At 59.5% G+C, this 13,692-nt stretch carries 10 protein-coding genes; 4 read left to right on the plus strand and 6 right to left on the minus strand.

Annotated elements, in window-relative coordinates; genetic code table 11:
* Window positions 1-153 precede the first annotated feature (153 nt).
* Window positions 154-774, minus strand: coding sequence for a hypothetical protein (locus AACY19_RS00640; RefSeq protein WP_339446931.1), 621 nt, complete (start codon window positions 772-774; stop codon window positions 154-156).
* A gap of 352 nt (window positions 775-1,126) precedes the next feature.
* Complete coding sequence (locus AACY19_RS00645) at window positions 1,127-1,930, minus strand: 2OG-Fe(II) oxygenase (protein WP_339446933.1); 804 nt, start codon at window positions 1,928-1,930, stop codon at window positions 1,127-1,129.
* A 267-nt stretch (window positions 1,931-2,197) separates the two neighbouring features.
* On the opposite strand from AACY19_RS00645, the gene AACY19_RS00650 reads away from it, so the two are divergent.
* Entirely contained in the window at window positions 2,198-3,169 is a 972-nt protein-coding gene (locus tag AACY19_RS00650) for an AraC family transcriptional regulator (protein WP_339447866.1), read from the plus strand.
* A 134-nt stretch (window positions 3,170-3,303) separates the two neighbouring features.
* Here the strand turns inward: AACY19_RS00650 and AACY19_RS00655 are convergent, their stop codons facing one another.
* A complete protein-coding gene (locus tag AACY19_RS00655; protein ID WP_339446935.1) occupies window positions 3,304-5,223 on the minus strand; it encodes a tyrosine-protein phosphatase in 1,920 nt (639 codons plus the stop codon).
* A 278-nt stretch (window positions 5,224-5,501) separates the two neighbouring features.
* Here AACY19_RS00655 and AACY19_RS00660 point away from each other — a divergent pair, with 278 nt between their 5' ends.
* From AACY19_RS00660 to AACY19_RS00670, 3 genes are all read left to right on the plus strand, one after another.
* Window positions 5,502-7,091, plus strand: a complete 1,590-nt coding sequence (locus AACY19_RS00660) for an EAL domain-containing protein (protein WP_339446937.1) — start codon at window positions 5,502-5,504, stop codon at window positions 7,089-7,091.
* 159 nt (window positions 7,092-7,250) lie between these two features.
* The gene (tspO, locus tag AACY19_RS00665) at window positions 7,251-7,691 is read left to right on the plus strand and encodes a tryptophan-rich sensory protein TspO (RefSeq protein ID WP_007916213.1); all 441 of its coding nucleotides are present in this window, start codon (window positions 7,251-7,253) and stop codon (window positions 7,689-7,691) included.
* The gene (locus AACY19_RS00670; RefSeq protein ID WP_339446942.1) at window positions 7,691-8,689 is read left to right on the plus strand and encodes an alpha/beta hydrolase; all 999 of its coding nucleotides are present in this window, start codon (window positions 7,691-7,693) and stop codon (window positions 8,687-8,689) included. The genes tspO and AACY19_RS00670 overlap by 1 nt, the downstream gene beginning before the upstream one ends.
* A 136-nt stretch (window positions 8,690-8,825) precedes the next feature.
* Here the strand turns inward: AACY19_RS00670 and AACY19_RS00675 are convergent, their stop codons facing one another.
* The 3 genes from AACY19_RS00675 to mdeB form a co-directional block, all read right to left on the minus strand.
* Entirely contained in the window at window positions 8,826-9,755 is a 930-nt protein-coding gene (locus AACY19_RS00675) for a ZIP family metal transporter (RefSeq protein WP_339446944.1), read from the minus strand.
* A 153-nt stretch (window positions 9,756-9,908) separates the two neighbouring features.
* Window positions 9,909-10,664, minus strand: coding sequence for a bestrophin-like domain (locus AACY19_RS00680; RefSeq protein WP_339446946.1), 756 nt, complete (start codon window positions 10,662-10,664; stop codon window positions 9,909-9,911).
* Window positions 10,665-10,928: 264 nt separating this feature from the next.
* Window positions 10,929-13,592, minus strand: coding sequence for an alpha-ketoglutarate dehydrogenase (mdeB, locus tag AACY19_RS00685; RefSeq protein ID WP_339446948.1), 2,664 nt, complete (start codon window positions 13,590-13,592; stop codon window positions 10,929-10,931).
* Window positions 13,593-13,692 lie beyond the last annotated feature (100 nt).

The raw sequence follows: 13,692 nt of genomic DNA on the forward strand, positions 1-13,692 counted from the left end.
CCGTTTTCTGCCTGTCGCGGAGGGCCGTTACCAACCCAGACGGACACTGACGTCTGAATTGAACGGCTTGCGAGAATTTACGCGTAGGTCAGGTGGAATGATTGGTGAGCGTCATGGGGCAGCATCCATTGTTTGACACGAACCACCTGGCTCTCAATTTGGTTTAGCTCTTCCGTCGGACTCTTCCTTGAATTTGAACGCGCCCGTGTTGGGATCATAGATTCCAAGTGCAGACATCTTTCCCTCCGCGAATTGAACGACGATATTGAATTTCTCATAAGAATAGGCTCGGCGTAATTCATCCCTGGCTCGCGAAACATAGGACGGTGGGCCAAGCTTTTCATCAAGTTCTTGCAGGCTGTCGTAGTGCCCAACTCCATGAAGAGACGGGCCGTTATGCATTGGCCCGAAATACATAACCGACCGAACGCGATCATTCTTGAAATAGACGACGTAATCGCCCTCGATCGTTTCATATGGTCGGTAGAGCCAGAGACCGTTTTCTAGGCGCCGGGTTGGCTCTCCTTTCTTGAATTTGACATCCCCAGCACTGTCGTTAAGAGACACACCCCATAGCTCTGTGAGTTTTCTGGGGCGGTCTTCGTACTGGTGGTACAGATAGGCAATAGAACCACCAACTACCCCGAGTCCAACGATGAGGCCGAGCGGCCACAGAAATATCTTCTTCCAGTTCCATCTGTCCTTCGTGGCAATAAAAAGTGCCACCGTACCCAAGAAGACGGCTGATAGAAGTATTCCTGTCCCGAGTTCCATATTCTTACTTTCTACCCTGTGCTGAAATCGTAGCCATTACCTGCTGACGCTCAACGTTTGACGTGAGGGGCCGCCGTAGCCGCGAAGCTGAAGGGCACCCCAGACGCAGCTTGTGGGCGGTGCCTCTCGACGGAATTGTTAGGTATCGAGCCTGATGATGTCTTGCCGTACATTTCAAGAGCTCCTCCCTTAGCTGGCGGTGTTTTGGCTTGCAAGGCTAGCCTCGGAGAGGGCCGCTTACAATCCCCGCTCCGCCGATCTTTCAAGACTGACTGCTTTTGGCCGAAAGCTGAACCACCACCAACTGCTACCCAGCCCAAAAAATGGCTGTTTCCCTGATTACGCAGCGTCATCACCCCTTTTTCTTAAACAATTTACTCACGTAATACCCCAAACTCCACCGATCCTTCGGCCGCGGCTTATAGTGCGTTTTATTCCTCTGCCCCGACTCCCCAGCCACCCTACTCGCCGTGTAGTAATAAAGCGCAATTGACCGCCGAGTGATGTGTTCCGGTGTAGTCAACGGCTCCGGATGCCCGTGATTGCTGTCCTTGTCCGTATTAAAAATCACACACCGGTTATAAACCGGCAGCACCTTCTTGAGGCACTTCTTCATCCCCACATCCCAAAGCTCCAGATTACCGCCGTACTCCTCCTGCCAGTTCTCGGTCAGGTAAATAATCACGTTCAGGCGCCGTTCGACGTTGAGCTTTTTGTTCAGCCGAAAATCCGAGTGCACACCCAGGAAGCCGCCGGTTCTGGTTTCGTGCAGGCCGCCGCCGGTGAAATAGGGATCGGGAATCAGCCCTTGGATGCCGGTGAGTTTTTCGAGGAACTCCAGCATGGGGGCGGAGTTGAAGGTGTTGAAGACGTTTTTCAGGTAGGGGCTGCAGGCGTTGGGGCTGATCTGGCGTTTGAGTTGGCCTTTGTAGCCGCGTTCGTAGATTTGTTCGTTGTTGGTCGGTTCGACCGGGAAGTGCTCGCGGATGCTGGCGATGACGTTGGCTTGCAGGAAGTTGTCGATGACGATGTGCGGGAATGGCGTGGCCTGGGTGTATTCGCGGGTCAGCGATTCGCCGAAAGCGCTGGCGGCGTTTTGGTCGAAGTCGAGTTCCGGGGTCAGGGTGATGGGGAGTGTTTGCGTGTTGGCTTGCATTGCCGCTCCAATTAACTTGAATGCTTTCAGGTCGCGGTAAACAGGGCCTGGCGTTTGGCGCGGTGCCTCTATTTGTTCGCTGAGTACAATGGCGAGCAGGTTGCCATGCCGGCCATGACCTGCCGAGTGTCCTTTGCTCAAACGTGGCGCGGCGGTGTTACTACATGTTTCCGGCGGTCACAAACCCGTCATATTTCCTCTGCTAACCTTCTCGGCGCCCTACCCTTCACCCCTGCCCTAGAGCCCCCAACCGAAGGTGCCGCCAAGGTGTTTCCGTCTCCTGTTCGCCAGCAAATCATCCTGCGCTCCGACAATCTTAGTTCGGACGACTTCGGTGCACTTTTTTCCAGAATGTTTGGTAATCGCTATCCGGACAATCCGCCGCTGCCGTCGAACATCATGATTGGCGGTGTTTATGGGCGGCATGAGGGGGTGAGTTTTCGGCGGATGCATTACCACGGCGATTTCACGGTTGCCTTTCCCGATCCGCAGGATGAGATCACCTTCGTCATCCCCACGGCCGGCAAGATTGTGTTCAACCATGTGACCGAGTCCGTTGGTGCTTGCCATGCTGGCCTGGCGATTGATAAGGCGGACATTCGGTCGATGCGCTTTCTTGATGATCATGCGCATCACGGGATGTCGATCAGTCGGCATCAGCTCACTGAGCGATTATCGACGTTGTTGGGTAAACCGATTCTGAAAAGGATTGCGTTCGAGCCGAGTGTGGATCTGGGTACAGCGGCGTTTCAGGGGATCAAGGCGCTGATTGATCTGGCTACCGGCACCGAGTTTGATTTGTTGATCAATAGCGGGACGTTGATGCCGTCGCGGTTGCGGGAGATGTTGATTGATGCGGTGCTGGAGGCGTGGCCGCATAACTTTTCCGAGGCGTTGCAGCGGCCAACGGCGATGGTGGCGCCACGGCATGTGAAGTTGGCGGTGGAGTTTATTCAGGCGCATCCGGAGCAGTTGGTGAGCGGTGTGGATCTGGCGCGGTTGAGCAATGTGAGTCAGCGCGCGTTGCAGGAGGGGTTTCGGCGGTTTGTCGGGATGTCGATTGTGGCGTATCAGCGGCAGGTGCGGCTGGAGCGGGCTTATGAGGTTTTGAAGCAGCAGGGTTCTGGGTCGGTGACAGAGGTGGCGTTGCGGTTTGGGTTTAGCAATGTGGGGCGGTTTTGTCGGTACTTTCAGGGGGCTTATGGCGTGAGTCCGGCGGATTTGCGGGGGCGGGGTTGATCGGTTCGTAAGTTGGAAAGCTAAATTGTGGGAGCGGGCTTGCTCGCGAAGGCGGTGGGTCAGTCGATGTTGGTGTTGGCTGATCCGGCGCTTTCGCGAGCAAGCCCGCTCCCACATGGAGGTTTGCCGATTGTTTAGAAGGCGTAGCTGGCTTTGAGGCCGCCGTTGAAGCCGTGGCTGTCGCCGCCACCATTCGCACCAATTTCTGCGCCGAGGCTCAGGGCGCCGAGGTTGGCCATGAGGTTGACGCCGCCGCTGAATTGATCGCGGTTGTCGAAGGCGGCACGTTGTTCGATGTCGAGGCCCAGCAGGTGGCTTTGGCTTTCGACCTGGTTGTCGCCCAGTGTGCGTTCGTAACCCACTTGTACGCCCGGCACCAGTTGCCACGCGCCCATCGCCACTGGGGCGAAACCTACGTTGAGGTTGGCGACGGCGCTGCGGCGGGTGGCGCTGTTGTCGTCGACGTCAAGTGACAGTTCGCTGCCCTTCTCGTTGAAGCCGTTGAGGTCGAGGTGGCTGAGGCGAAAACCGAGGCTCGGTTCGAGGGTCATGCCGTTGACCGGGGCGCGGTAGCCGAGGGCGACAGTGGCGCCGCTGAGGTTACCGTGGGTGTCGCCCTTCGCGGTGCCGAGGCCGCCGCCGAGGTCGCGCTTGCTGTCGTAGTCGACGTAGCCGGCGCTGGCGTTGGCGTCGACGAACAGACCTTGTTCCAGGTTGGTGAAACCGTAGCGGACGCCGACGTTGAGGAAGGTGAAGTCGGTGTCGGCTTCGCCACCTGCACCGCCGACCGTGCCTTTGCTATAGCCGAAACCGCCGCGAGCGCTGAGTTGTTCGCTGAAGCGCTGGGTGATGCCGACCATCAGGCCTTGGCTGTGTTCGTTGCTGCTCTCGGCGTGGGCCGAGCCGTCGGTGCCGAGGTAGCTGGCGAGCGCGGTGGTCCAGAGGCGATATTGGCCGACTTTGAGGTCGGTGCCGCTGGCGAACGGTGCGGCGGTTTGTTCGATCATCGCGTTTTGGCGCAGCAGGTAGCTGGCGGCGTCGGCGTGTACCTGGCCGCCGACCTGGGATTCGACACCGCCGAGGGTGCCGGCGTCGATGGCCGATTGCAGGTAATAGTTGTAGGCGCTGTAGGTGCCGGACAGGTCGGTGTTTTGCAATTGACGGAGCAATTCGGCGCCAGCAGCCGCGTTGCCGATCAGCCCGGCTTGGCCTGGGAGGCTGTTGTATTCGACCAGTTTGCCGCGCAGCACATAGATGGTTTCCTGCGACAGGCCGAGGCCTTGTTTGAGGTAGTTGTCCATGCTGCCGTATTGCGCGGTGACTTCGTCGAGACCGGCTTGCAGGTAGCTGGCCTGGACGCCGAGCAACGGCTCGTAAATGGCGGCCATGCTCGGCGGCAAAGCTTTGAGCGTGGCGGCAACGCGGGCGGCGGTGTAGTCGTTGGTTGCGAGGTAGTTGGCCATGATGGTCGCGCTGTCGACCCCGGCAATGCTCTGCAACACAGCGGCGGTCCAGCCGGTGCGGTCCTTGCCGGCGGTGCAGTGGAACAGTTGCGCGGCGTCGACGCTGGCCAGTTCATTGAACAGGTTGCCGAACTGGCTGCGCATGCCGGCATCACTGACGAAGGCGCGGTTGGTCTGCTCCATCATGGCGATGGCGTCGGCGGCGCTTTTGAAGGAAATGTTGGTGATGTCCGCGCCGGAAGTGGTGCTGCCGATGATGTCGATGTTCTGGTAGGTTGCGCCACTGATCAGCGTGTCCGGCGTGGCGGCGATTTCGCTGGGTGTGCGCAGGTCGTAGATGGCTTTGATGCCGAGGCTGTTGAGGGTCGTCAGATCGCTGGCCGTCGGTGTCAGCGCGTTGGAACGGTAGAACACTCCGGCGCGCATCGTGCCGTCGTGGGCCGTGATGTACGCCGTGGTGATGCCGGCGATATCACGGAAGTTGTCGATGCCTTGCAGGCGCGGCGTGTCCAGCGGCACGGACTCGGCAGCATGGGCGGCGGCGATGGACAAGCTCAGTACGGACAGCGAACACAGAAGACGTTGAAACACAGTGCAGCCTCATTGTTTAAGCGTTGGGCTGGTCACTATGGGCAGGCAAGTGATACTGAATATGACAGTTTCGGTTTGAATGGAAATGGCTGCGCGATTGGGCCGTGGGGTGCGCGATTGGTCCGTCCCTTGGAATCTCGGTATTCACGCGAAACCTGTGGGACTGTCAGCCTGGTTGATCCACAGCAATATTTGCCTCACACAGCGGCGTTATTCTGCAATCGCTGAAAACAGCCGTGCTGTGCGCACGTCACAGGCCTTGAGGCCAAGGTGGCGCCATGAACAAAAAACGCATTGTCTGGGGGAGCATTCTCCTGGGCATTCCGTGTGTCTTGCTTCCGGTCTTTTTGATGGGTTACGTCGCCTGGATGTTGAATCTGGCAGCGGCTCAGCAACGTCTGGAAACCCTCGCATCCGTCGCCTCCAGTCGTGCCCATGGCACCTTCAACGAAGCGGCCGGTGCGCTGAAATCCATCGCCGGTTCCCGGCTCGCGCCGTGCACGCCGGAAAGCATCGACGAGATGCGTCTGCTGACCATCAACACGCTTTCCGTGAAGTCGATCGGTTATGTCGAAGAAGAGATTTACGCCTGTGGTTCCTGGGGGCCGGTGGGACAGCATGCGAAGCCGTGGCGTGAGGATTTCACCACGGCGGATGGCGTGCGGGTATCGCTCGGTGTGCAATCGCGCATCGTCCCGGCCAAGCCCATGATGGGGTTGCAGTACGCGGCGTTCAACGTGCTGGTCGATCCCGAGCAGTTTCTGCATGTGATGCTCGAAGAGGATCTGCATCTGGCGGTCGGTACGGCGACCGGACAATTGGTCAGCGCCTCGCGACCAGGCGCGGAGCACTTCCTGACGCGCGTGCATTCAGGTCCGCATTCGGGCCTTGCCGACGGTTACCTGTACACCCTCGTCCACAGCGGCGACTGGGTCGCCATCGCCGCGTTGTCGCGCCATGAGCTGATGCAAGGCCTGATCCGCCGAGAACTCTTGCTGTTGCCCATCGGGGGGTTGCTCGCTGGCTTACTGGTGCTGCTGATCGTGCGTCGCGCCCGCCAACGCCTGTCACCGCTGGCCGAACTGCAAATGGCGGTGCGCAATCGCGAGTTCATCGTTCACTATCAACCGATCATCCGCCTCAGCGATGATGCCTGCGTCGGCGCGGAGGCGTTGGTGCGCTGGCAACACCCGGACGGCACACGGGTGAATCCCGATGCGTTTATTCCGCTGGCCGAACACAGTGGCTTGATTCTGCCGATCACCGATCAGGTGATCGACAATGTACTGCGCGACCTCGGCCCGTTGCTGGTCAGGGAGCGCGGCCTGCACGTGGCAATCAACCTGGCGGCGAAGGACGTCAGCAGTGGCCGCTTCCTGCCAATACTCGACGCTGCGTTACGCCGCGCCAACGTGCAGCCAAAGCAGATCTGGCTGGAAGCCACCGAGCGCGGTTTCGTTGAGATTGACGCGGCCCGCAACACCGTCAATCGCGCCCGGGAGTCGGGTTATCTGGCGGCCATCGACGATTTCGGCACCGGGTTTTCCAGCCTCCAGCATTTGCAGCATTTGCCGCTGGATGTGCTGAAGATCGACAAGTCGTTCGTCGACAATATCGATCACGACGCGGCGACCGGTTCCGTGACCGGCCACATCATCGAAATGGCCAAGAGCCTGCGCCTGCAAATCGTCGCCGAAGGCATCGAGACCGAAGCCCAGCGCGATTACCTGCGCGATCAGGGCGTACAGTTTGGTCAGGGCTGGTTGTTCGGTAAAGCGATGCCGGCGGCGGAGTTTTTGCGGTTATACCAAGTGCACAAAAAAGTCATGGCAGACCATGACGCGCAGGATGCAGCAATGCCGGTTTAAGCGCCAAGGCAGGGTGAACAGTTTTCGTTGATCCGCGCCGTTGCCAAGCTTCAATTGAATCGCCACTCTGGCCAATATGGATTTCATGGCAAACTTTTTCCTCGCCGAGGCGTCCCTTTCTTAAACCCCCAACCGGCTGAATTCAGCCAAGGACTGGCGATGACTTTCTTTATTTTTCTTCTGGCCTGCGCAGCCGCAGCAACCACCGGCGTTATGTTCAAACCGGGGCCGTGGTACGAAGGGCTGAACAAACCCGGGTTTACCCCGCCCAATTGGGCATTCCCCGTGGCCTGGACGATTATCTATCTGCTGCTGGCCTGGGCCGGTTACCGCTTGAGCCTGATCCCCGGCAGCCAGACCGTGCTGGCATTGTGGGCCGCGCAGATTGCACTGAACACGCTGTGGACGCCGGTGTTCTTCGGCGCACATCAGGTGTTGGCGGCGATGGTGATTCTCACCGTGTTGTGGCTGGTGGTCGCGGCAATGGTGGTGCTGGCGATACAACTGGACCTGATCACCGGTTTGATCCTGTTTCCTTATCTGGCGTGGCTGTGCGTGGCGGCGGCGTTGAATTTTTCCATCCTGATCAAGAACCGCTGATGACCAGTGCCAATTGGGGTACTGAAGCGCCGTGGCCGCAGGGCGAGCGCGAGTTGGCGCAAGTGCGCGCCTTCAACAGGAAGCTGGCCTGGCTACCGCGCTTCAAGATCCGCAATCGCCTGACGCCGCGTTTGATTCAGGCGCTGCTGCGCGTCAGCCAGATCGGCGGCTCGGGCGTGTTGCGCAAGCTTGGCCTGACGGCTGAGCGCCGGCTGATCGATAACGTACCGGTGCGGATCATCCGCCCCAAGGGCCCGGCGAAAGGCGTGGTGCTGGATTTTCACGGTGGTGGCTGGGTGATCGGCAATGCGCAAATGGACGACAACTTCAACGCGGCCATCGTCGACAACTGCCAGGTGACCGTGGTTTCAGTGGATTATCGACTGGCCGTGTCCACGCCCATCGAAGGACTGCTGGAGGATTGCCTCAACGCCACCCGTTGGCTGCTAAGAGAGGCGGAGTTCGCCGGCCTGCCCGTCGTGGTGGTCGGTGAATCGGCGGGCGGCCACCTGGCGGCGGCGACCCTGCTGGCGCTCAAACAATGGCCCGATCTGCTGCAAAGAATCAGCGGCGCCTTGCTGTATTACGGCGTCTACGACCTGACCGGCACGCCAAGCGTGCGCAGCGCGCCCGCCGACACGCTGGTGCTGGACGGCCCCGGCATGGTCGAGGCGTTGCGCCTGCTGACGCCGGAGCTGACTGACGAGCAGCGCCGTCAGCCACCGCTGTCTCCGCTGTACGGTAACTTCAGCGGCTTCCCGCCCGCGCTGTTGTTTGCCGGCGAACTCGATCCACTGCGCGACGACACGCTCGACATCGCCCGGCGCTGGGCGCAATCGGCACCGGTCGAGATGTACCTGCTGCCCTCCTCGCCCCACGGCTTTATCCATTTCCCCACGGCCATCGCCCAGGGTGTGCTGGCGTACAGTCGCAGATGGATTGCGGCACGCGTAGGGAACGCTGGTTCGCCACAAACGCCAGAAGCTTCGTCTCGTTGAGTTCACCGACCTGGCTCAAGTGTTACGGTGCCAGTAAGGTCGTTTGCAGTGATCGTTTTACTCATCGCACCGCTTCCTCGCTGAAAAGAGGTCAGTGGCAACTGAGCCCACCTTGCCGGCCAGCGCCCCGGTAGTTTTAGCCCAACGCAGTATCGAGAAACATCATGACTCCAAATCCCAGCATCAGGCCCAGTGTGGCGGGTGTTTCATGGCCGTTGCGATGGGTTTCGGGAATGACCTCGTGGGACACCACAAAGATCATCGCGCCGGCAGCAAGGCCCAGTGCAACGGGGTAGCCCAACGCGAATGCACTGGAAATCCCCAGGCCAACCAGCGCACCAAACGGCTCCATCAAACCGGAGCCGACAGCAATCAACGCCGCGCGCAAGGCTGAAATGCCGGTCACCCGCAGCGCCAACGCGACGGCCAGACCTTCGGGTATGTCCTGAATGGCAATCGCGGTGGTCAGGGGTATGCCGACCTGCATATCGCCCGTCGCAAAGCTGACCCCGATTGCCATCCCTTCCGGCAGGTTATGCAGGGTTATCGCCAGCACAAACAGCCATACCCGATTGATGCGTTTGGCTTCGGGGCCGCGCCGGCCGCTCTTCTCATGTTCATGGGGAACGAAACGGTCGAGACCGATCATCAATGCCACGCCGAGCGCCAACCCCAGCACCACGATGCCCGCCGCCAGCATGTTGCTGCCACTTAGCGTCCGAGCCGCTTCGATACCGGGCAAGATCAGCGAGAACGAACTGGCAGCCAACATCATCCCGGCAGCAAAACCGAGCATGATGTCCTGAGTGCGCGCGGTAATGTTGCGCAGCACAATCGCCGCCAGCGCACCGATGGCGGTCGCGGCAAAACCGGACAACCCGCCGAGCAACGCCAGGCGCAGATTGTCCTTGTTGTTGCCGACGAAAGCGCCATACCCGCTCACCATCAGCAATGCCGTCACGCACACCAAGACCAGCCAGAACACCCGAGCGCCCCAACCGGCTCGGGTCATTTGAACAAACCAGGCACGCAAAGGCGCGGTCATTGACGTTGAAGGTAGTGACATAAGGGCCTCTTTCCGACTTCGCGAGCGATTGATCGTTAGGCTCACGACCGCTCTGAGTGTTCAAAACAAAACAACTGCGCAAGGCCGACGCACCCTGCTCCAGGCCAATCCGGAAACCGCGACAGAGGAATCGCCGGTCAACGCCACGCGCCCCTAGAGCTGCATGACGGCGAGCGCCCTGCGCAGGGGCTCGTCGGATATCTGGATAGGACCATGAAATGGCACGTCCATGTCCAGAACAAGGTATACCGAAGCCGCAATGAGGAATGACGAGATGATGAACATTCCTGTCACCATCGAATTACGGGGCGCGCGGTATCCGAAACTGGCGAAAATGAGCGTCAACCAGGCAGCCAGCATCCCGATAAGCGGGCCAGGAATCGCGCCCTCTGACTGCTCGACGATCCTCCAGCGTTGCTCGATGAGCGAATGATATTGCTGACGAATATCCTGAAGCATCGTTTCATGGTAGCGGTCCGGGGGCTTTATAAGCGCCAAAGCTTTGCCTATATCATCCAGGTATTTGGCCGCCTCGCTGTTACGATGCTGCAGCGCTTCGTCTCCCCGATACGGGGTCTCGATAGCGTGCTCAAGATAGGTGACCAGACGATTTCGCGTGTCTTGCGCCGCATCGCCATAGCTGCGCAGTGTCCGGTCAAAAATGATCATGCTGGTTGCATACCCATGGAAGTTTGCATCAATGGACTCGAATGTATTTTTGGCGGAGTTGATCATCAAGCCAAAGACCAGCGATGTCATCACCACAAAAATGTTGGCTACCAGACGGATGACAGTGTTGGTTTCGTCATCCCTGTGGCGGGATGCCAGCTTTGGGTACCACTGCATCATGAGCAGCGAGGCAGCAACGAGGCACCCGAAAATGGCCATTGCGATCCAGAAAGAATTCATACATCAGCGCCCTGATAAATTGGAGTCGAGTCTTGAAGGATAGACCGATGGACTCTCCGCGAATTCTGCTCGGCAGATACTGCGCTTGCAGTTCGGGAATATCCCCAATACTGGATCGTTGTCACGGATCGGTGAGGTTCACGCTCCAATCAGGTGTGTGCCACAAGCGGCCATTCGCAGGTAAGCCCATCTGAGGCCAAGATCGCAATACTCCGGCCTCTCCCGAGCACGCCCGTCCAGGCAAGCAACACACGACGTGAAGGTTCAGCAGTTCCAGGGGGCTTCGGCATCGGCGTCGATGGCGTATTTCGCGCGTGCCTGGGCATGTGCCTGCGGGTCGAGCGAAGCCAGCGCCGCCAAAACGATGTGATAGCGATCCACTTCAAAGAAGCTGCGCAACGCCGAACGTGTGTCGCTGCGTCCAAATCCGTCGGTGCCCAGGCAGATGCACGGCGCCTGCAGATACGGCGCTATCAATTGCGCATAAGCGCGCACGTAATCACTGGCCGCCACGACCGGGGCGTTACCGGGCAGACAATGCAGCAGGTGACTCTGGCACTCGACATCGCCGCCGAACATTTGCTGACGCTGCACCTCACGGGCATCTCGGGCGAGTTCGGAGAAGCTGGTCACGCTCCACACTTCGCTGCTGACTTGCCACTCTTGATCCAGCAGGTGTGCGGCGGCAATCACCTCGCGCAGAATCGCTCCCGAGCCCAGCAAACGTACCGCCGGCACCTTCTCGCCATAGCGGGCATAGCGGCGCATGCCACGAATCACGTCCGCGTGTTCGTCGGGTTCAAGCGAAGCCTGCACGTAGTTCTCGTTGGTGACCGTCAGGTAATAGAACTCGTCCTCCTGCTGCTCCAGCATGCGTCGGCTGCCATGGTCGATGATCACCGCCGCCTCGCTGGCAAATGCCGGGTCATACGCGCGGCAGTTAGGCACCGTGGCCGCCATCAACTGACTGGAGCCGTCCTGATGCTGCAACCCTTCACCGGCCAGCGTTGTGCGCCCCGATGTAGCACCGATCAAAAAGCCTCTGGCACGCTGGTCGGCCGCCGCCCAGATCAGATCGCCAATGCGCTGAAAACCGAACATCGAGTAGTAGATGTAGAACGGCAGCATTGGCTCGCCATTGACGCTGTAGGAGGTGGCCGCAGCGATCCAGGAAGAAATCGCACCGGCTTCGGTGATGCCTTCTTCGAGCAGTTGCCCGTCGGTCGACTCCTTGTAATAAAGCAGCGCGCCGGCATCTTCTGGCTCGTACAACTGGCCGACAGATGAGTAAATCCCGATCTGCCGGAACAGATTGGCCATGCCGAATGTGCGCGCTTCATCGGCGACAATCGGAACGATGCGCGGCCCCAGTTGCGGGTCCTTGATCAACTGGGTGAACAGGCGCACCACCGCCATGGTCGTGGAGTTTTCACGCTCATCGGCCTTCAGCGCAAAACCGCCGTAGCTGTCGAGCGGTGGCACGGCTATTGGTGCAGCCACACCGTTGCGCCTGGGCAAATAACCGCCGAGTGCCCGTCGCTGCTGATGCAGATATCGCAACTCGGGGCTGTCGTCAGCCGGTTTGTAGAAGCGCATGTCTGCCACGGCCTCGTCATCCAGCGGCAAGGCGAAACGGTCACGGAATGCCTTGAGCATCTCGATATCGAGTTTTTTCTGCTGATGCGAGGTGTTGCGTGACTCGCCGATCTGGCCCATGCCGAAACCTTTCTTGGTTTTGGCGAGCACCACGGTCGGCCTGCCCTTGTGCTTGCGCGCGGCCTCGAACGCGGCATGCAGCTTGCGAAAGTCGTGACCACCCCGGCGCAAGGCATCGATCTGCTCCGGGCTCATATCTGCAACCAACGCCTGCAACTGCGGGTCCTGGTCAAAAAAATGGTTGCGGTTATACGCACCGTCATTGGCCCCCAGATTCTGGTACTCGCCATCCACCATCCCGGCAAAGTGCCGCACCAGCGCATGGCCGTCATCGCGGGCAAACAGGGGGTCCCAGTCCGAGCCCCACAACACCTTGATCACGTTCCAGCCGGCGCCGCTGAACAGTGACTCCAGTTCCTGAACGATCTGCCCGTTGCCGCGCACGGGCCCGTCGAGACGCTGCAGGTTGCAGTTGATCACGAAGGTGATGTTGTCGAGATTCTCCCGCGCGGCCAGCGAAAGCGCTGCGATGGATTCCGGCTCGTCCATCTCGCCATCACCAAAAACGCCCCAGACATGCCGCCCCTCCGTCGAGGCAATCGCGCGGTGCTGCAAATACCGCAGGAAGCGTGCCTGGTAAATCGCATTGATCGGGCCAATACCCATCGAGCCGGTGGGAAACTGCCAGAAGTCGGGCATCAGCCAGGGATGCGGATAGGAACACAATCCGCCGCCCTTCACTTCTTGCCGGTAACGCTCCAGTTGCGACGCCTGCAAACGCCCTTCAAGAAAGGCCCGCGCGTACACCCCGGGGGCAGAGTGCGCCTGGAAGTACACCAGATCACCCCGTTTGGCTTCGCTGTCCGCACGGAAAAAGTGATTGAAGCCGACCTCGAAAATTTCCGCCGCCGAGGCAAAACTGGCGATGTGACCGCCCAATTCGCCATAGGCCTTGTTCGCCTTCGCCACCATGGCCAGAGCATTCCAGCGAATGATCGAGGTGATGCGTTCCTCCATCACCAGATCCCCGGGATAAACCGGCTGCTGTTCGAGCGCGATGGTGTTCTGGTACAGCGAATACGCACTTGCCGTGGTTTGCACGCCGAGGCGGTTGGCCTGCTCGGCCAGTCGCAGCAGCAAGTACCGCACGCGCGGTCTGCCGCCGACTTTCGCGACACCGGCCAGTGCTTCCAGCCACTCATTGGTTTCAATGGCATCGATGTCTTCGTGAACCGGCGTGCCGTGGGTTGGCCGTTGCGCGGGATCTTTCATGGCCTGCTCCTGGCCCGCTCCTGGCCTGACTTGGCCTTGAGCACGGCAATCGAAATCAATGTTTCTGCAGCTTTACTCATCTTCAATACCCAAGAGACCG

It is taken from the genome of Pseudomonas sp. EA_5y_Pfl2_R50, assembly GCF_963970475.1.
Taxonomy (GTDB): domain Bacteria; phylum Pseudomonadota; class Gammaproteobacteria; order Pseudomonadales; family Pseudomonadaceae; genus Aquipseudomonas.